The sequence below is a fragment of the Neobacillus sp. genome (assembly GCF_031988165.1).
GTDB lineage: Bacteria > Bacillota > Bacilli > Bacillales > Cytobacillaceae > Neobacillus > Neobacillus rhizosphaerae.
In genome coordinates, this window is record NZ_DALZYO010000018.1 from 63779 (window position 1) to 80918 (window position 17140).

Below are 17140 nucleotides of genomic sequence, written 5' to 3' on the forward strand. Positions count from 1 at the left end.
GGAGTGAACCCGATGGCAGTAAATTTATATGATTCCGCCTATGCCTTAGAAACCGCAATTCGTCAAAGTGATGAGTATACACAATTAAAGCAGGCATATAGCGAAGTGAATGCCGATCCGGCAGCAAAACAAATGTTTGATCAATTCCGTCAAATCCAAATGAATCTACAGCAAAAACAAATGATGGGTCAGGATATATCTGAACAAGAAATACAGCAAGCACAATCAACAGTAGCACTAGTTCAGCAAAATCAAAAAATTGCCCATCTCATGCAAGCAGAACAGCGAATGAGCATGATTATCGGTGAATTAAATAAAGTAATTATGAAACCATTAGAAGACTTATATGGACAATTGTAAACTTCAAAGCTAAGCCCTCGGAAAAACGAGGGTTTTTTTCTTTTTCGATAGTGAGGCCATCTCATCTGTTCTATTAATGAGTGAAAAGTCATAAAAGTGATATAAGGGTAATTTCACCAAGAACAGGGGGCAACATAATGATTTATCGCTTGCTTGCATTAAATATTGATGGCACGCTTCTTCAAACGAATGGAAAAATCCATAAGTCAACAAAAGAAGCCATTGATTATGTTCAGCAAAAAGGTATTTATCTAACGCTTGTAACATCACGCAGTTTCCCATCAGCAAGAAAGGTGGCAAAGGCGTTAAAAATAAAATCACCACTTATTACACATCAAGGTGCCTATATTGCAAGTCCTGAAGAAAAGCCGATTTATGTAAAAAGGATTAATGAAGACATTACCTATGATACTGTTCGTCTCCTAGAGGCAATCCCCTGCCAAATCCGTCTTGTACATGAACAATTTTCATTAGCGAATAAGTTAAAGCTGAATAATAACCTTTTGGCAAAAACAGTTTTTACATCTGGAGATCCGGTATTTTATTCCCAGCAATTTGTCTCTTCACTAAGTGAATATTTACATGACCAGCCAGTTACACCACCAAAAATAGAGGTTTATTTTGAAGATAGAGGCGACCTGATCGATGTGAAGAAAATCCTTAGAAAAATGTTTAATGAGATTGACATAATCGAACTTGATTCACTAAGGCTGGATATTGTTCCTGCTGGCGTTTCAAAATTAACCGGATTGACTTACTTAGGAAACCAACTTGGAATCCGTAGAAGTGAAATGGTTTATATTGGTGATGCTCTAGATGATATTTCTTTAATTGAAGCTGCAGGCCTTGGGGTCGCAATGTGGAATGCCGTCTTTGAAGTGAAAAAGGCTTCTGATTGGGTAACGAGGTCAGAAAATGAGCATGGTGTTGCCTATATGGTAAAGGAGCACTTCCGCAAGCAGCAGCCAATTGAATTTTTAAAAAAGATGAATATCATAAAAAAATGATTGGCAAAGATATCACGGGACCCAACCTGTGGTATCTTTTCTTTTTATGGAAAAGGGGCGGAGCGTCGCAAAAACGAATCAGTATATTCAATTTAAGAGAAAAATATACATTGTTTACTTTGAATAGTTGAAGCCAAGCTCTGCTCACACCGCCTTTATTAAGTTAGACTGGGGTTTATAAAGAAGTGTTTTTCCATAGAAGATGGTGGGTTGAAATACCATTTCCGTTTTTGCTGGTCTATGTGAATGATTTCCAACTTATTGACCTTGTTTTCGCGATTTTGTACACTTAAGGAAGTTTACTATTGAAAGGTGATTTAATTGCGAATTTCGATAATAGGATTAGAGGATGAAAGATTTAATCGGCCACTAAGGTTGATTGCTAATTTATTTTTTGAAGAATCACAGATATTAACGGCAAATGCTGAAGAAGCTGATTTACAGATAAAATTTACTTTACAAGTCAATAAGTATGTATCGGTTTTCGCTGAACTAAAGGATAACAATGGAAAAGAATATGTTTCGGAGTATCAAAAAGAAATGGTTTCAAGTGATTCCGAAAAGGAATGGTTTAAACAACTAAAAAATGCTGTGGCTCATGCTTATTTAACTGTTCTCCAGGACTTTTCAGGGATTACGCAAAAGTGGGGTATTTTAACTGGGGTGAGACCAACTAAACTGCTCCATCGGAAAATGCAGGAAGGTGTCCCTTTAGAGGCTGCCCATCAGCAGCTAAAGGAAGATTACTTAATCACCGATGAAAAGATTAAATTGATGCAGCAAATTGTTGATCGACAGTTATCGGTTGTCCCTGATTTATACTCACTTCAAAAAGAAGTAAGCATTTATATTGGGATTCCTTTTTGTCCAACGAAATGTGCGTATTGCACTTTTCCGGCTTATGCGATCAACGGACGCCAAGGTTCTGTGGATTCCTTTCTCGGTGGACTTCATTATGAAATGAAGAAAATCGGGGCATGGTTAAAGGAAAAAGGTGTTCGTATTACCACGGTATACTATGGGGGCGGTACACCCACTAGTATTACAGCAAACGAGATGGATATGCTTTATGAAGAAATGTATGACTCGTTTCCAGATGTGGAGAATATTCGCGAGATTACCGTTGAAGCGGGACGACCTGATACCATTACACCGGAAAAATTAGAAGTCTTAAAGAAGTGGAATATTGACCGGATTAGCATCAATCCACAATCGTATACACAAGAAACGTTAAAAGCGATTGGCCGACATCATACAGTTACCGAGACCGTAGAAAAATACCATTTGGCTCGTTCCATGGGCATGAATAATATCAATATGGACTTAATTATTGGCTTGCCTGGTGAGGGTGTGCCTGAATTTACCCACTCTTTAGCGGAAACAGAAAAGCTGATGCCTGAATCTTTAACTGTCCATACCCTGTCATTCAAGCGAGCATCTGAAATGACCAAGAACAAGGAGAAATATAAAGTGGCGGGTCGTGATGAGGCTGAAAAAATGATGGAGCTTGCTGAGGTTTGGACAGAAGGTCATGGCTATGTACCTTATTATCTATACAGACAAAAAAACATTCTTGGTAATCTTGAGAATGTCGGCTATTCTCTTCCTACTCAAGAGAGTATCTATAACATAATGATTATGGAGGAACAGCAGACGATTATTGGACTAGGCTGCGGGGCAGCAAGCAAATTTATCGATCCGATTACCGGTAAGATTACCCACTTTGCCAATCCGAAGGATCCGAAATCCTATAATGACGGATTTGCAGCCTACACAGAAGATAAACTAAAAATTTTAGATGAGTTATTCTCGGAAAACGGTTCTCCTGCCTAAATTTTGGCAGGGGATTTTTGGATTTATTTGTTCTTAATAAAGGATTATCCCGGCTGAATATCGAATAATTATATGGATTGTCTAATACAATTCAACAGTGTATTAATATGCTTTCATTTAGGGAGGGGATTTAGCAATGATGCAAACACCTTTAACGATGACGCAAATGATTGAGAGAGCAGAAAAGTATTTTCCAAAAAAACAAGTAGTTTCAAGAACGGCAAGCGGCATTCACCGATTCACCTACAAACAAATTGCCGAAAGAACGAGAAGGCTGGCCGACAGCCTAACGAAATTAGGGGTTACAAAGGGCGAGAGGGTAGGAACCTTAGCATGGAATCATCACCGTCACTTAGAAGCCTATTTTGCCATCCCTTGTATGGGCGCTGTTCTCCATACAGTAAATATTCGCCTAACACCCCAACATATTTCCTACATTATCAATCATGCCGAAGACAAGGTGCTCCTTGTTGACCCAGACATCCTGCCACTACTCGAAAGATGTGCCCCTGAATTAAAGACTGTAAAGGCCTATATTATTATGACTGATGAAAAAGAACTTCCAGAAACAACTCTCTCTCCAGTCTATCATTATGAAAAACTATTAGCTGAAGCGAATCCAGAATATCATTATCCTGAAGATATTGACGAAAACGCCCCGGCAGGAATGTGCTACACATCAGCGACCACTGGAAATCCAAAGGGAGTTGTTTATTCCCACCGAGGGATTGTTCTCCACAGTATGGCGCTAGGTCTTGCGGATAGTGCAGCATTAAGCGAAAAAGATATTGCACTTCCAGTTGTGCCAATGTTCCATGCAAATGCTTGGGGGATGCCATTTTCCGCCGTCTGGTTTGGGACATCCTTAGTTCTACCGGGACCTTATTTTACGCCAAAATTGCTTGCAGAGCTCATTGAGCAAGAAAGAGTTACAGTAACGGCAGGGGTTCCAACTATCTGGCTTGGCTTGTTAAAGGAACTCGATGAAGGCTCCTATGATATGAGCAGCTTAAGGGGAGTTTTATGTGGAGGGTCCGCAGCACCAAAAGGGATAATTAAAGCATTTGAACAACGGCATAATATTCCATTTATGCATGCCTATGGTATGACAGAGACCAGTCCTCTGGTGGTCATCTCAACGCTAAAAAGCTACCAAGAAGAACTGGATGCAGAAGAAAGATTAGAATTAAGAGCGAAGCAGGGCGTCCTTGTCCCTGGACTTGAAATAAAAATCGTCGGTAAGGACGGCGAAGTCGCCTGGGATGGAGCGGAAATGGGAGAATTGTGTATTAGAGGTCCTTGGATTGCCTCTGAATATTATAAAGACGAGCGAACAGAAGAGGCCTTCCGTGATGGCTGGCTGCATACTGGGGATGTTGTCACGATTGACGAGGAAGGCTTTGTGAAAATCGTCGATCGTACAAAAGATTTAATTAAGAGCGGGGGTGAATGGATTTCATCGGTTGATCTTGAAAATTCGTTAATGGCACATGAGGCAGTTTTTGAAGCGGCGGTTGTGGCTGTTCCCCATGAACAATGGCAGGAGCGACCTGTGGCCTGCGTCGTTTTAAAAGAAGCCAATAAGGGAAAAACAACGAAGGAAGAACTATTTGATTTCTTAAAACCGCAGTTTGCCAAATGGTGGATCCCAGATGATATCCTGTTCATTGAGGAAATTCCAAAAACCTCAGTTGGTAAATTCCTAAAAATGGCCCTTCGTGATCAGGTCCAACAAGAAGTTCTCCGAAAAGGATAAGTGAAGAGGGCAAGGAAAATTCCTTGTCCTTTTCACTTGAAATAAAACTAAAACGATAGGAAGAAAATTCAATATATTGAGAAAGTTTGTTTTTATTCAATCCATTACCATATATAATGGAAGTGAATAAAAAGTATGGGGGGCGTTTCAAATGTCGATAAATTTTGTCACGGATAAGGTGAATTTGAAGGTGGACGGCCGCGTTGCAACGGTTGAAATGAATCGGCCGGAGGCATTAAATGTCATGGATACAGACGTGATTAGGGGCCTTGCATGTAAACTAAAAGAGCTAAGCGAATCTGATGATGTTGATATTGTCGTGTTAACGGGGAAAGGAAGAGCATTTTCAGCAGGTGGAGACATTAAAACAATGCTTTCAAACATGAACGAGAGCGATTTCTTCCCGGTTATGGACTGTATCAGCGAATTAATTATTACGCTTTACAGCATTCCAAAACTAACAATCAGCGCCATCTCAGGTGCAGCTGCAGGCTTGGGATTTAGCTTAGCGTTAGCAACGGACTATATTATTGCCGACAAAGCAAGCAAGCTAGCGATGAATTTTATCGGCATCGGATTAATCCCTGATGGCGGTGCCCATTTCTTTTTGGAAAAAAGATTAGGAGAGACAAGAGCAAAACAGGTCATCTGGGATGGGAAAATGATGGGCGCCGAAGAAGCATTAAAGTTGGGGCTTATTCAGGAGGTAGCAAGTGAAGGGCTGCAAGAGACATTAGATGCTAGATTATCAGACTGGTTAAGTCGACCTGTTCAAGCGATGATTAAAACGAAAAAGATTTTAGCAGAAAAGAACCGCCCGCAATTACTAAAGATTTTAGAATTAGAAAAGTACGGTCAGCAAAAAATGCGGGAAACGGTGGACCATCACGAGGGAATTCAGGCGTTTATGGAAAAAAGGAAGCCAAATTTTATCGGAAAATAAAAACAAAGAAGCGCAGCTTCTTTGTTTTTATGCTTTTTTACGAATGAAAAAGCAGCAACTTTCCGTTTGGAGAGGTACAGCGATGTGTTTTTTCTAATAAATTTTTCTCTGATAGTAATTTTTCACCCTGCAGCTTTGCTGCATCATCATTGCTTGCTTGGAAGGATTCATCTAAAATCTTTTCTCCATTTGCTTCAAAGGCAGTTAATGAATAAGTTTTCATCTCGAAATCCCCTTTTTTTAAAGATTGCTACCGTTATTTTCACATAATTCTCTAAATTGTGCAAAAAGAAAATGAAACCATTTTATGTTATATTCGTATCAAAGTAGGAAAGGAGTGAGTGAAATGGTTCTAAAGCTTGAACATGTCTCGAAACGATTCGGACAATTTACCGCGGTTGACGATTTATCGTTAACGATTCCCGAAAAGGAGATGTTTGGTTTTTTGGGGGCCAATGGCGCCGGGAAAACAACAACATTTCGAATGATATTAGGTCTGCTGGACTCAAGCGGCGGGAAAATTACCTGGGATGGGCAACCAATTGATTATTCTACCAGCCACTTGGTCGGCTATCTTCCTGAGGAAAGAGGCTTATACCCTAAGTTAAAGGTCCGCGACCAAATTGTCTATTTAGCCAGATTAAGAGGTATGCCCAAAAATAAAGCACTAACAGAATTAAAATACTGGCTTGATCGCTTTAAAATACCAGAGTATGAGAATAAGAAAGTAGAAGAGCTTTCAAAAGGAAATCAACAAAAAATCCAATTTATTGCGGCTGTAGTACATAAACCCAAATTATTAATTCTTGATGAGCCATTTAGCGGTCTTGATCCGATAAATGTGGAAATGCTTAAGGAAGCTGTCTTAACCCTTAAACAAAATGGGGCGACCATCGTATTCTCCAGCCACCAAATGCATCATGTGGAGGAGATGTGCGAGCATCTCTGTATTATGCATAAAGGAAAACCTGTCGTTCATGGTTCCTTAAAGGAGATTAAGCGTGAGTTTGGCAAAAAGAATCTTATCATCCATGCTGAATTTCCTCTAGATTCATTGAAAAAATATCCGGGTGTTGTAAAGGCAACTCCGACGATGGAAGGAATTCTTTTGCAGATTGAAGGAGAAAAGGTTGCGGAAAGTATACTTAAAGAGATAGTAAGCAATGGATTCATTCGGAAATTTGCCCTTGAAGAGCCTTCTTTAAATGATATTTTTATCGAGAAAGTAGGTAATTCCTATGAATAGTTTTTGGATTATCTTGTTTCATACTTATTTAAACAAATTGAAAAGCAAATCGTTTATTATCACGACGGTCATCACCGTTTTGATTGTATTAGCTCTAACAAATATTAATAATATCATAGGTTTATTTGATAAAAACGGTGGGAAAGAAAATGTTGCGGTACTGGATGAAACTGGGGAACTTTACGAACCTTTTAAACAGCAACTAAAAACCATTAACAAAGATATTAAACTAACTCTTTACAAAGGCAGTGAAAAAGAGGCGGAGAAAGCAGTTGAAAAGGGCGATTTCAAAGGGGTAATTCAGTTGCATTTTAATGCAGAAAAATTACCTGAAGCCACCTTTAAAGCAATGAGCATCGCAGATTCTTCACTTTTTACAGATCTTCAAACTAGCTTGCAGCAAGTAAAAACGATGCTAACGGCATCAAAGATTAATTTGGCCCCAGCTCAGTTGCAAAAGCTTTATGAACCGGTTTCCTTTGAGAAATTTGCGCTTGAGAAAAATGCCAAAACAGAAGAGGAACTTAATCAAGCACGAGGTCTCGTATATGTGCTGCTGTTTATTATTTATTTCGCCGTTATTATGTACGCCACCATGATTGCAATGGAAGTAGCGACTGAAAAGTCATCAAGAGTGATGGAAATATTAATTTCAAGTGTTTCTCCCATTAAGCAGATGTTTGCAAAGATATTGGGAATTGGCCTATTAAGTCTGACACAATTAGCTGCATTTCTGATAGTTGGGTATTATTCGTTCACAAAAAATATGGAAACATTAAAAGAGGGTTTTTTTGGTGTATATGGATTTGGGGACATCCCATTAGAGACCATCGTGTATGCCGTTATTTTCTTTATTCTAGGCTATTTTCTCTATGCCACACTCGCGGCCTTTTTGGGCTCACTTGTCAGTCGGATTGAAGATGTACAGCAAATGATTACGCCGATGACGTTAATGGTCGTGGCTGGATTTATGATTGCTATGTTTGGTCTTGGTAAACCAGACGCTCCATTTATTACCGTTACGTCCTATATACCTTTCTTCACACCGATGATTATGTTTTTGCGTGTTGGAATGCTGACAATCCCAGCATGGGAGGCATTCTTAGGAATTGCTATTCTTATCGCAACGATCATTGTGTTAGCGATTTTTGGTGCCCGTGTATATCGAGGCGGAGTTCTAATGTATGGCAAGTCTAATTCCTTTAAAGATATTAAAAAGGCTTTACAATTAACAAAAAACGAATAATGATGTAAGGGCTTTACCATATTTGGTAAAGCTCTTTATTAGCTAATTAGAATTAATATTATTAATTCTGAACGCATAAATGAAACTACGCTTCTGTCTTCACCTAACGGCTCGCTAATCGGCGAGTTTTCTTTATTTTTAAACAAGAACGTGCATTCGTGTTTTTTGGATGGTACAATAAAGAAAAGAACGCTGAAAGGAAAATTCTATGGGAAAAATATCGTTTATTCACGCGGCTGATCTCCATTTGGACAGCCCAATGGTCGGATTAAAGCATTTGCCAGGAAACATCTTTACAAGAGTAAAAGAGAGTACCTTTACAGCCTTAAAAAAGCTAACAGCTGCGGCTATTGACCATCAAGTTGATTTTGTCATCTTAGCGGGTGATTTATTTGATGGAGAGGATCGCAGCCTTCGGGCACAATCGCGCTTTCGGAAGGAAATGCTTAAGCTGGCAGAAAAAGAAATTCCTGTTTATGTTGTTCATGGAAACCACGACCATTTAAACGGTTCATGGGTGCACCTTAACATGCCTGACAATGTTCATATGTTTCATAGCGAGGTTGAAACAAAGGTGCTACGAACAAAGAGTGGTGAAATCGTTCATCTTTACGGCTTTAGCTATGCAACTAGGCATGTGTTTGAACGAAAAATAGACGATTATAAGAAGATTGAAGGGGCAGATTATCATATTGGCATTCTTCATGCTAATGAAAGTGCGGGAACTGAGCATGATAACTATGCTCCATTTTCAGTCAAGGATCTACTGCAAAAAGCATTTGATTATTGGGCCTTAGGACATATCCATAAACGCGCAATATTGTCGGAAAACCCGCCAATTATTTATCCAGGTAACATCCAAGGGAGAAATAAGAAAGAGTCTGGAAGTAAAGGGTTTTATCATGTCACTTTGGCAGATAATAAGGCAAAAATGGATTATATCGAAGCATCCGATATTATTTGGGAGGAAGCTGTGATTGATGCAGCCTCCGCGAGCAGCTTTCATGATATCCTCCATTTATGCCAAACTGCCATCAACAGTGTACGGAAAGATCAAGTGGGAACACTATTAACACTTTTTTTGAAAAATATTCAATTAGATGATTATCGTGAAAAAAGAAGCTTGGATGGTGAACTACTTGATCTCCTTTTAGAAGACGAAAAGGATGAGGAGTCCTTTGTTTGGGTAGTAGACTTTAACATTACGGAAAGTGTGCCCATTGACAAAGAACAATTAAAAACTGATGCCAATTTTTATGGAGAACTCTTTGAAACCATAAAACATTATGACGATGCCGATGAAGCCTTAGCCCCTTTATATGAGCACCATTTAGGGAGAAAGTATTTATCACATTTACCTAAAATCGAGCAAGAGGAACTAATCGAAAAAGCGGAGCAATTGCTAATTGAATTACTATATCAATCCTAATAGAAAGGAGGAGATGACGATTGAAAATTCTTGAGATGCATATATACGGCTACGGTCAATTAGAGAATGTTAAAATTACGAATCTAGAAGATTTTCAAGTTTTCTATGGCGAAAATGAAGCTGGCAAGTCTACGATCATGGCCTTTATCCATGGTATTCTATTTGGTTTTCCTACAAAGCAACAATCAGAGCTTCGCTACGAGCCAAAGCATAGTACAAAATATGGCGGCAAAATCAGAATTTATCATGAAGAGCTCGGATTTGCTGTCATTGAACGTGTCAAAGGAAAAGCAGCAGGCGATGTTAAGGTAGTCACGGATACTGGGATAATTGGCGGCGAGGAGTTTCTTAAAGATCTTGTAGCAAACTTTGATAAAAGCCTATTTCAAGCGGTTTTTTCTTTTAATATACATGGTCTTCAGAACATACATCAAATGAAGGGCGAAGATATTGGGAAATTCTTATTTTCTGCGGGAACCCTGGGCACCGAACAGTTATCAAAAACTGAATCGACTCTGCAGAAAGAGTTAGATACCCGCTTCAAGCCTTCAGGTAAGAAACCAATCTTGAATGAAAAATTACAGGAACTTCATGAATTAAATGGAGAATTGAAAAAAGCAGCTGCAAAAAATAAAGAATATGAAAATCTGCTAGAAAAGAAAGAGTTCATGCAGCAGCAAATGGCAGTGATAAACGGCAAGATTCAGGAAGTCAGCGAAAAGGTCGAAAAATTAAATGAATGGAAGAGAATAGAGTCTATCGTCAGAGAAGAAAAATGGACAAAGAAAGAGCTTAACGAGCTAGGAGAAATCAAGTTCCCGGTCCGCGGGATTGAAAGAATCGAAAAAATAAATCAGCTCATCCACCCCTACAATGCCGAGATAATAAGTATATCCGAAAGACAAGAAAATTTGAAAAAAGAATTGGCTAATCTCCAACCGGATTTGTCTTACCTTGAAAACGAGTCCAATATCCTAACATTGCTTGATCAAGTTCCGATTATTGAACAATTGAAGCTGGAGAAGCAGCAAGGTGAAACAAAACTAGAAGAGTATGAGGATAAGCTTTCCATTACAAGGGAGAAGCTTCATTTGCCTTTAAATGAGGAAGACATCTTTGACATCAATACAAATATTTATGTGAAAAAACAGGTAGAAATAGTTTCTCGAAAAAAACAAAAGCTAGAAGTAGTAAAGGAAGAGTTAGAGGAATGTTATCAAGAAGAAAAAAATAGGTTGGAAGAAATAGAAAAAGATGTCCGATTGGCTGAGAGCCAAGTTCTTGCTAAACAGGAAAGGTTACTGCTCGAGGAGCAGATGAGTCATGGAAATGATAAGAAAAGCCTTGGATGGGAATTAACGGCCTTACAAGACAAAATAGAATTCTATCAGCAGACAAATGAGCGGGAAAAAGCCTCAAATGAAAGAAGTAAACAGCAGAAAAAACTCCAGTTTTTTCTCTTTGAGTTGATCTTATTCGGGCTAACATTGTATGGCTTGTTTACAAAGGATTGGGTCCTGTTGTGTCTAGGTGTGCTAGGCTGTATTGTCATTGCTATTTTTATGATGAAAAGCTCAAAGAAATTTACAGAAGAAGAGATGGATCAAACACTTTATGGTTTAAGAGAAAAGGAAAAACAGTTAAAACAAAAACTCCAATCGGCAGAATATTTGGATATTACAAAACTCGAGGATCAATTAGTTCTTGATAATCGACGACGAGAAGAACTGCAAATGTTAAAAATGAAGCTAAAACAACAGCAATCTCAATATGAAAAGGCAATTTCAAAATTTGAAGAATGGGAATTAGAATCAGCTCAAAATAAAGAAAAGCTCTTGTCCATAAGCAGTGAATTAAAGATACCCGAATATATTGCTACTTCTTTTTTAGACGAAGCTTTTGAGTTAATTGAGCAATATAAATCTATTTGCAGAGAGAAAAACCAATTGCAGATAAGACTAGAACAAATAAATCAGCAGCAGACCCAAATAGTGGAGGGTTTTAAATCTTATGAGAATCATTTTTTACAAGAAAAAGGCTTAGATTTACATAACTCAGCCTATCTTCTTCGAAAAAAGCTTAAGGAAGAGCATGAAAAGCAAATAAAGAGTCAAGAGAGGACGGGAAAGCTTGCTGAACTTGAAGCGGATTTGAAGCAAAAATCTCAGGAGTTAAAGATTTTACAAGCGGAGTATAATAGGCTCCTAATTGCTGCAAATGTAGAAACAGAGCAGAAATATTATGAACTTGGTGCAAGAGCTGAAAAACAAGGAAGGCTCCTTGAAAGACACGAAAATCTCAAAAGTCAGCTGCAGTACTCGATTCTCACTATTCAGGAAAGGGAAAGCTATTTACCAATTCATAAAAGTGATGAATTAATTACAGAATGTAACCAAGAAGCACAGTATCTGCAATCAGAATTAAAAAAGCTTCAAGAGGAAGATGCTTTAATAAAGTATGAGATCCAAATTATCGAAGATGGTGGCATTTATTCAGATATCCTTCATCACTACAAACAGAAAAAATTTGAGCTAGAAGAGGCAGCAAAAGAGTGGTCTATTTATTGCTTGGCTCAAGAGTTCCTGTCGCAAACAATTGAAAAGTACAAAAATGTTCATTTACCAAGGATGCTCGCCAAAGCCGAAGAATACTTGGCTTTTCTTACAACGGGTAGTTATCGAAAGATTCACCTTCAAAAGTCAGGTTCTGGTTTCCTAGTTGAACGTGAGGATCATACTCTTTTTGAAGCAAATGAACTAAGCCAAGCAACGACGGAACAATTATATGTATCGATTCGGTTGGCTTTGGCGACAACTCTTTATGAAAAATATCAATTTCCCATTATCATCGATGATAGCTTTGTTAATTTTGATGCTGGAAGAACGGAAAAGATTATTGAGCTTCTCAATCAGCTCGAACGAAATCAAATTTTGTTTTTCACTTGTCATCGTCATTTACTTCCTCTTTTTCCAAAGGAAAATATTCTAAGTTTAGCAAAAGGTGCTGTTGAGATTATTTCATAGACTTATAGTGGGTTATGGTATACTTCTATTAGTGGGAAGGAGCGGTGAAATTAGCTATGAATAAAGGAATATTGAATTATGATGTTGGGGAACAAGTTGAATTATTTCTTTTAATAAAAAGTTCCACAAAAGGGATTGCGAGCAATGGCAAGCCGTTTTTGACGTTAATTCTCCAAGACCAAAGTGGGGAAATCGAAGCAAAGCTTTGGGATGCTCATGAAGAAGACGAAAAGAACTACGCAGCCCAGAACATTGTGAAAATAATTGGTGATGTACAAAATTATCGCGGAAAAAGTCAGCTTAAAATTCGCCAGATACGAAAAACTGGGCCTTCTGATGGTGTGAAGCTGGATGATTTTCTTGAGACGGCACCATTAAGCCAGGAAGAGATGGTTAGCAAGCTGACCCAGTATATTTTTGAGATGAAGAATCCAAACATTCAAAGGATTACTCGTCATTTAATCAAAAAGCATCAAAAGGCCTTTTTGGAATTTCCCGCAGCAACTAAAAATCATCATGAATTTGTTTCCGGTCTTGCATTTCACGTGGTAAGCATGCTTGATTTAGCAAAGGCGATTGCTACCTTATATCCTAGCCTTGATAAGGACTTGCTGTATGCAGGTGTTATTTTACATGATATGGGGAAGGTAATGGAATTATCGGGCCCGATTTCGACGGTATATACGATTGAAGGGAATTTACTTGGGCATATTACCATTATGATTAACGAAATCGGAAAAGCAGCTGAAGAGCTGGGGATAACTGGCGAAGAAGTCTTGATTCTCCAGCACCTTGTCCTTAGCCATCATGGCAAAGCTGAATGGGGAAGTCCAAAGCCGCCATTAATTAAAGAAGCAGAGATGCTTCATTATATTGATAACCTTGATGCGAAAATGAATATGCTCGACCGGGCTTTAGAGAGAGTTAAACCTGGTGAGTTTTCTGAGCGTATCTTTGCCTTGGATAACCGCTCGTTTTATAAGCCTGTTTTTTAAAGAAAACTCGCCGTTAGGCGAAGACAGAGGCGTAGTTGCACTTATGCCTAATAGGAAAGTTATACTTTCCTATCGGCCATAAATAACCCTAATGGGTTATTTTTTTTTGATATGAAATGAATATTTTAGGATAAATCGAATAAGTTGTAATTAAAAGTGGACAACCACTAGGAAGGGAGCAATAGAAATTGACTATACCTATTTGGATTTATGCTGTCGTGGTTGGAATCGTCGTCAGTGCATTGATGGCAATTAAAACAGGCAAAGAAGAGCGACAATTAGAAATGGCAAATATCGAGGAAGAAGGAGAAATCTATATTAAACGGCTGGAGCGTGAAAAGGAAATACGACGTGAAGATGCAGAATAAAAAAGGAGGGACTCATATTACATGAGTCCCCCTTTTTATATATACACCAGAATTAATATCATTTTCACTTATTGATGTGCAGCAGTTGTTTGTGGATTAAGAGCGTCTTTTAAGTCCTTGTCGTTGATTTTTACGTTTGCATCTTTTAGTTCACGCTGCATTGCTTTATTGATCGCATCGCTTGTTAATTTTGCTGACTTTACTTGATATTCAATTTCATTCTTCATATCAGCATATGATTTTTTCTCTTTTTTATCTGTTACTTTGATAATATGATAACCGAATGATGTTTTCACTGGTGCACTAATTTCATTGACTTTAAGTGCATAAGCAGCCTTCATAAAATCCTTATCATATTGTTCTTTATTCGTGTTATTAATTGTACCTAAATCACCGCCATTTTGTGCAGACGCTGTATCAGTTGAATATTCCTTTGCTACTTCATCAAATTTGGCACCACCATCAAGCTTCTTCTTTACTTCATTTGCGGTTGCTTCATCCTTAACCAGTATATGGGATACCTTTATATCTGGTTGGAAGTTATCATAGTAATCCTTTAATTCTTTTTCAGTGGCCTTTACGCCTTTCATTGCTGCTTTTTCCTGCATCATGCCAAGCTTCATTGTTTTCTTTAAATCCGCTTCGTTTTTATAGCCATATTTGGCTATTGTAGCATCAAAATTTGCACCAAGTTCTGTTTTTAACTGATTAATTTTATCATTTAACTCTTTATCAGTCACATTGTACTTTTTGGAAAGAACTTTTTCGAATACTAGCTGTTGAAGGGCTTGGTCTCCAAACTTCTCCTTCATTGTGTTGTAAAGATCTTCTTGAGTAACATTTCCAACCTTGCTTTCGGCCACTTTAGTGGAACCGCTTTGATTACATGCACTTAATGCAAGAACCCCGCCAGCTAATGTAAGGGCTAATATCCATTTTTTCATGATGAATCTCTCCTAAATAGTAAATTTCTTGTGCGTTAATTTGTCCACAAAGTTAACTATAACATAAATGGGAACTCCTGCAAAAAATAAACTGTGAATGGATAATGAAAATCACTCAAAAACATCCGGGACTATTCCAAAATTAAACACAAGTCGAAAAGGGAAAACTCAGCGGCTAAATTGTATTAAGAAGTTCCGAATTTTTTGATATAAAATCGGAATAGCTAAAAAATAAGCCAAGTGCCTAATCGAAATGAATACGGTTTGAATAGGATATCGTAGTAAATGAAAAAGGAGGTATTATGTTGAGCGAAGGATATGAAGCTGGTTTTGCTCTAATTATAGTCCTTTTCATCCTACTGATTATTGTTGGGGCATCCTGGATTTATTAATAGGAATTTTACAATAAGGAAAGGAGGTTGATTATATGTCTGGTGCAGTAGGTTATGGTGGTGGGTTTGCATTAGTCGTGGTTCTCTTCATCTTATTAATTATAATTGGCGCTTCTTTTGTATTTTAATAAAAAAGGCAAACTAAAAGCGATGAGATATACCTCATCGCTTCCATTTTTAGTGGATTGCTTCTTAAATCATAAATCCATTACTTCAATTTTAGCTAAATAGTTGGATTATGTATATAAAATTTCCAGATAAGAAGAGATCAGTAATATAGTGATTAGAACATTAATGGTACGAAACACTTTATGTTGGTTTTCTTCCGGTATTTCTTTTTGAATACAAAGAGAATTGGTCATTTTATTTACATAAAACAAGATAAAAATAGCAAAGACAATAAAAACGGAGATCATCACCGATTCCCTCCCTGTTGTTCGGGTTATGCTTTATACAATATCAAATATTTCGAAAAAAAGATAGTAATAAAGAATGGAAGAATCTTAGAATTAGTAAGCCATCATGATCGATAAATTAGAGCAAGACATTAAATATTTATTTTACATCTGTTTAATAAGGGTTTACCCATGTCTCTAAAAGGTTAATAATGTACATAGGGTAATGTGAAAAGAGGGTAATATATGATTGAACATGAATTGCTTTTAGATAGAATTAAACTTCTTGAATATCACCAAAGGCTGATAATAAAGTTGCTTAACAATCCAAAACTCGAATTTTATAAGCTTATTATTGAAAACGGCATAACCGAGCTAGAAACTGAGAAGTTCTTTACTAAATGTGACGAATTGAGCATGAAATTAGAAGAACAAAAAGCGGAAGGTTATGTATACTTTCATCCGCTTTTCAATGAATTGTCTACGTCCATACCAGCAAACTTGACGGTCAAAGAAGTAATTAAGGCGTGCATAATCCAAGATCTTTATGAGCCGCTATTTCAAGAGTTAGGAAAATACGAGAAAAAGCTTTAAGCAAGTTCTTGTTCGGCTTTTACAGCTTTTTTTAGTTTCCCATTTTCCTCAACAAGCTCACTTTCAATATTATGGAATGACAGCTCGAAGATTTCCATAAAATCGTCGCCATAAATGTTGCGGACAATCGCCATCATTTCAATTATATCAGGAAATTTACCATACAATTCTCGAAGTGGCATAGCACCCGAAAATACAGCATTTCCGTTTGGTTCATAAGTTTCCAGTAACTGAAGTAAAATATCTTCACCTTTTTCAGTAAGTTGGATATACGTATTGCGTTTGTCATTTTCTTTCTTTGAAAATTTCAATAAACCCCTTTCTTCTAACTTTTTTGAAAAATTAAACGCTGTTGAGACATGCATAACTCCAAATTTCGCCACATCCGAGATAGAAGCACCATTCAAATGATAGGCAATCCACAGAATATGATGTTCATTAATATTTAAATCAAAAGGCTTTATCCATTGCTGCCAGTCTTTCTCAATTGATTTCCATAAGGCTTTACTTAATTGTGCAATTCTTTGACTAAAGAGCAAAGCTTCCTTCATTGAATATTGTTTCTCTGTCATCCCCATTTTCACCCACTTTTTATTTCTCTATTATCAT

18 protein-coding genes are annotated in these 17140 nt (G+C 37.6%); 14 read left to right on the forward strand and 4 right to left on the reverse strand.

Annotated elements, in window-relative coordinates:
* Window positions 1-12 precede the first annotated feature (12 nt).
* The 5 genes from RTR43_RS12730 to RTR43_RS12750 all read left to right on the forward strand — a co-directional run bounded on the left by RTR43_RS12730 (window position 13) and on the right by RTR43_RS12750 (window position 5899).
* Window positions 13-360 (forward strand): YlbF/YmcA family competence regulator, encoded by a 348-nt coding sequence (locus RTR43_RS12730; protein WP_248733913.1) that lies wholly within the window; start codon window positions 13-15, stop codon window positions 358-360.
* 137 nt (window positions 361-497) lie between these two features.
* Window positions 498-1367 carry a Cof-type HAD-IIB family hydrolase gene (locus tag RTR43_RS12735; RefSeq protein ID WP_312472405.1) on the forward strand — a complete coding sequence of 290 codons (870 nt, stop codon included), beginning with the start codon at window positions 498-500 and terminating at the stop codon, window positions 1365-1367.
* Window positions 1368-1688: 321 nt separating this feature from the next.
* Window positions 1689-3200, forward strand: a complete 1512-nt coding sequence (locus RTR43_RS12740) for a coproporphyrinogen III oxidase (protein WP_312472406.1) — start codon at window positions 1689-1691, stop codon at window positions 3198-3200.
* Between the two features lie 136 nt (window positions 3201-3336).
* Window positions 3337-4956 (forward strand): long-chain fatty acid--CoA ligase, encoded by a 1620-nt coding sequence (locus RTR43_RS12745; protein WP_312472408.1) that lies wholly within the window; start codon window positions 3337-3339, stop codon window positions 4954-4956.
* Between the two features lie 151 nt (window positions 4957-5107).
* Window positions 5108-5899 carry an enoyl-CoA hydratase gene (locus RTR43_RS12750; RefSeq protein ID WP_312472410.1) on the forward strand — a complete coding sequence of 264 codons (792 nt, stop codon included), beginning with the start codon at window positions 5108-5110 and terminating at the stop codon, window positions 5897-5899.
* A gap of 37 nt (window positions 5900-5936) precedes the next feature.
* Here the strand turns inward: RTR43_RS12750 and RTR43_RS12755 are convergent, their stop codons facing one another.
* Entirely contained in the window at window positions 5937-6122 is a 186-nt protein-coding gene (locus tag RTR43_RS12755) for a YhzD family protein (RefSeq protein WP_312472412.1), read from the reverse strand.
* Window positions 6123-6245: 123 nt separating this feature from the next.
* Between RTR43_RS12755 and RTR43_RS12760 the strand changes: the two genes are divergently transcribed.
* From RTR43_RS12760 to RTR43_RS12785, 6 genes are all read left to right on the forward strand, one after another.
* Entirely contained in the window at window positions 6246-7145 is a 900-nt protein-coding gene (locus RTR43_RS12760; RefSeq protein ID WP_312472414.1) for an ABC transporter ATP-binding protein, read from the forward strand.
* The gene (locus tag RTR43_RS12765; RefSeq protein WP_312472415.1) at window positions 7138-8391 is read left to right on the forward strand and encodes an ABC transporter permease; all 1254 of its coding nucleotides are present in this window, start codon (window positions 7138-7140) and stop codon (window positions 8389-8391) included. Before RTR43_RS12760 ends, RTR43_RS12765 begins: the two co-directional genes overlap by 8 nt.
* Before the next feature lie 208 nt (window positions 8392-8599).
* The gene (locus RTR43_RS12770; RefSeq protein ID WP_312472416.1) at window positions 8600-9820 is read left to right on the forward strand and encodes a metallophosphoesterase family protein; all 1221 of its coding nucleotides are present in this window, start codon (window positions 8600-8602) and stop codon (window positions 9818-9820) included.
* 20 nt (window positions 9821-9840) lie between these two features.
* Entirely contained in the window at window positions 9841-12843 is a 3003-nt protein-coding gene (locus RTR43_RS12775; protein ID WP_312472417.1) for an ATP-binding protein, read from the forward strand.
* Window positions 12844-12899: 56 nt separating this feature from the next.
* Complete coding sequence (yhaM, locus tag RTR43_RS12780; protein WP_312472447.1) at window positions 12900-13838, forward strand: 3'-5' exoribonuclease YhaM; 939 nt, start codon at window positions 12900-12902, stop codon at window positions 13836-13838.
* Window positions 13839-14026: 188 nt separating this feature from the next.
* The gene (locus RTR43_RS12785) at window positions 14027-14206 is read left to right on the forward strand and encodes a sporulation YhaL family protein (RefSeq protein WP_312472418.1); all 180 of its coding nucleotides are present in this window, start codon (window positions 14027-14029) and stop codon (window positions 14204-14206) included.
* Between the two features lie 68 nt (window positions 14207-14274).
* Here the strand turns inward: RTR43_RS12785 and RTR43_RS12790 are convergent, their stop codons facing one another.
* Window positions 14275-15150 (reverse strand): peptidylprolyl isomerase, encoded by an 876-nt coding sequence (locus RTR43_RS12790; protein ID WP_312472419.1) that lies wholly within the window; start codon window positions 15148-15150, stop codon window positions 14275-14277.
* A 302-nt stretch (window positions 15151-15452) separates the two neighbouring features.
* Between RTR43_RS12790 and RTR43_RS12795 the strand changes: the two genes are divergently transcribed.
* Together RTR43_RS12795 and RTR43_RS12800 are read left to right on the forward strand one after the other, a co-directional pair.
* Window positions 15453-15542, forward strand: coding sequence for a YjcZ family sporulation protein (locus RTR43_RS12795; protein WP_248733900.1), 90 nt, complete (start codon window positions 15453-15455; stop codon window positions 15540-15542).
* Window positions 15543-15577: 35 nt separating this feature from the next.
* Window positions 15578-15670, forward strand: coding sequence for a YjcZ family sporulation protein (locus tag RTR43_RS12800; protein ID WP_312472420.1), 93 nt, complete (start codon window positions 15578-15580; stop codon window positions 15668-15670).
* 108 nt (window positions 15671-15778) lie between these two features.
* Here the strand turns inward: RTR43_RS12800 and RTR43_RS12805 are convergent, their stop codons facing one another.
* Entirely contained in the window at window positions 15779-15958 is a 180-nt protein-coding gene (locus RTR43_RS12805) for a hypothetical protein (RefSeq protein WP_007084261.1), read from the reverse strand.
* A 225-nt stretch (window positions 15959-16183) separates the two neighbouring features.
* Between RTR43_RS12805 and RTR43_RS12810 the strand changes: the two genes are divergently transcribed.
* Window positions 16184-16531 carry a DUF1878 family protein gene (locus RTR43_RS12810; protein WP_312472421.1) on the forward strand — a complete coding sequence of 116 codons (348 nt, stop codon included), beginning with the start codon at window positions 16184-16186 and terminating at the stop codon, window positions 16529-16531.
* On the opposite strand, the gene RTR43_RS12815 is transcribed toward RTR43_RS12810, so the two are convergent.
* On the reverse strand, window positions 16528-17103 hold the full coding sequence (locus RTR43_RS12815) for an HTH-type transcriptional regulator Hpr (RefSeq protein WP_312472422.1): 576 nt from the start codon (window positions 17101-17103) through the stop codon (window positions 16528-16530). The genes RTR43_RS12810 and RTR43_RS12815 overlap by 4 nt on opposite strands.
* Window positions 17104-17140: the final 37 nt, after the last annotated feature.

What these genes read in the sequence shown, in the direction of transcription:
- yhaM (WP_312472447.1), top strand. Translation starts at nt 12,900, where the DNA reads ATGAATAAAGGAATATTGAATTATGATGTTGGGGAACAAGTTGAATTA.
- RTR43_RS12750 (WP_312472410.1), top strand. Translation starts at nt 5,108, where the DNA reads ATGTCGATAAATTTTGTCACGGATAAGGTGAATTTGAAGGTGGACGGC.
- RTR43_RS12755 (WP_312472412.1), bottom strand. Translation starts at nt 6,122, where the DNA reads ATGAAAACTTATTCATTAACTGCCTTTGAAGCAAATGGAGAAAAGATT.
- RTR43_RS12745 (WP_312472408.1), top strand. Translation starts at nt 3,337, where the DNA reads ATGATGCAAACACCTTTAACGATGACGCAAATGATTGAGAGAGCAGAA.
- RTR43_RS12730 (WP_248733913.1), top strand. Translation starts at nt 13, where the DNA reads ATGGCAGTAAATTTATATGATTCCGCCTATGCCTTAGAAACCGCAATT.
- RTR43_RS12735 (WP_312472405.1), top strand. Translation starts at nt 498, where the DNA reads ATGATTTATCGCTTGCTTGCATTAAATATTGATGGCACGCTTCTTCAA.
- RTR43_RS12815 (WP_312472422.1), bottom strand. Translation starts at nt 17,103, where the DNA reads ATGACAGAGAAACAATATTCAATGAAGGAAGCTTTGCTCTTTAGTCAA.
- RTR43_RS12760 (WP_312472414.1), top strand. Translation starts at nt 6,246, where the DNA reads ATGGTTCTAAAGCTTGAACATGTCTCGAAACGATTCGGACAATTTACC.
- RTR43_RS12795 (WP_248733900.1), top strand. Translation starts at nt 15,453, where the DNA reads ATGTTGAGCGAAGGATATGAAGCTGGTTTTGCTCTAATTATAGTCCTT.
- RTR43_RS12790 (WP_312472419.1), bottom strand. Translation starts at nt 15,150, where the DNA reads ATGAAAAAATGGATATTAGCCCTTACATTAGCTGGCGGGGTTCTTGCA.
- RTR43_RS12805 (WP_007084261.1), bottom strand. Translation starts at nt 15,958, where the DNA reads ATGATCTCCGTTTTTATTGTCTTTGCTATTTTTATCTTGTTTTATGTA.
- RTR43_RS12765 (WP_312472415.1), top strand. Translation starts at nt 7,138, where the DNA reads ATGAATAGTTTTTGGATTATCTTGTTTCATACTTATTTAAACAAATTG.
- RTR43_RS12810 (WP_312472421.1), top strand. Translation starts at nt 16,184, where the DNA reads ATGATTGAACATGAATTGCTTTTAGATAGAATTAAACTTCTTGAATAT.
- RTR43_RS12770 (WP_312472416.1), top strand. Translation starts at nt 8,600, where the DNA reads ATGGGAAAAATATCGTTTATTCACGCGGCTGATCTCCATTTGGACAGC.
- RTR43_RS12800 (WP_312472420.1), top strand. Translation starts at nt 15,578, where the DNA reads ATGTCTGGTGCAGTAGGTTATGGTGGTGGGTTTGCATTAGTCGTGGTT.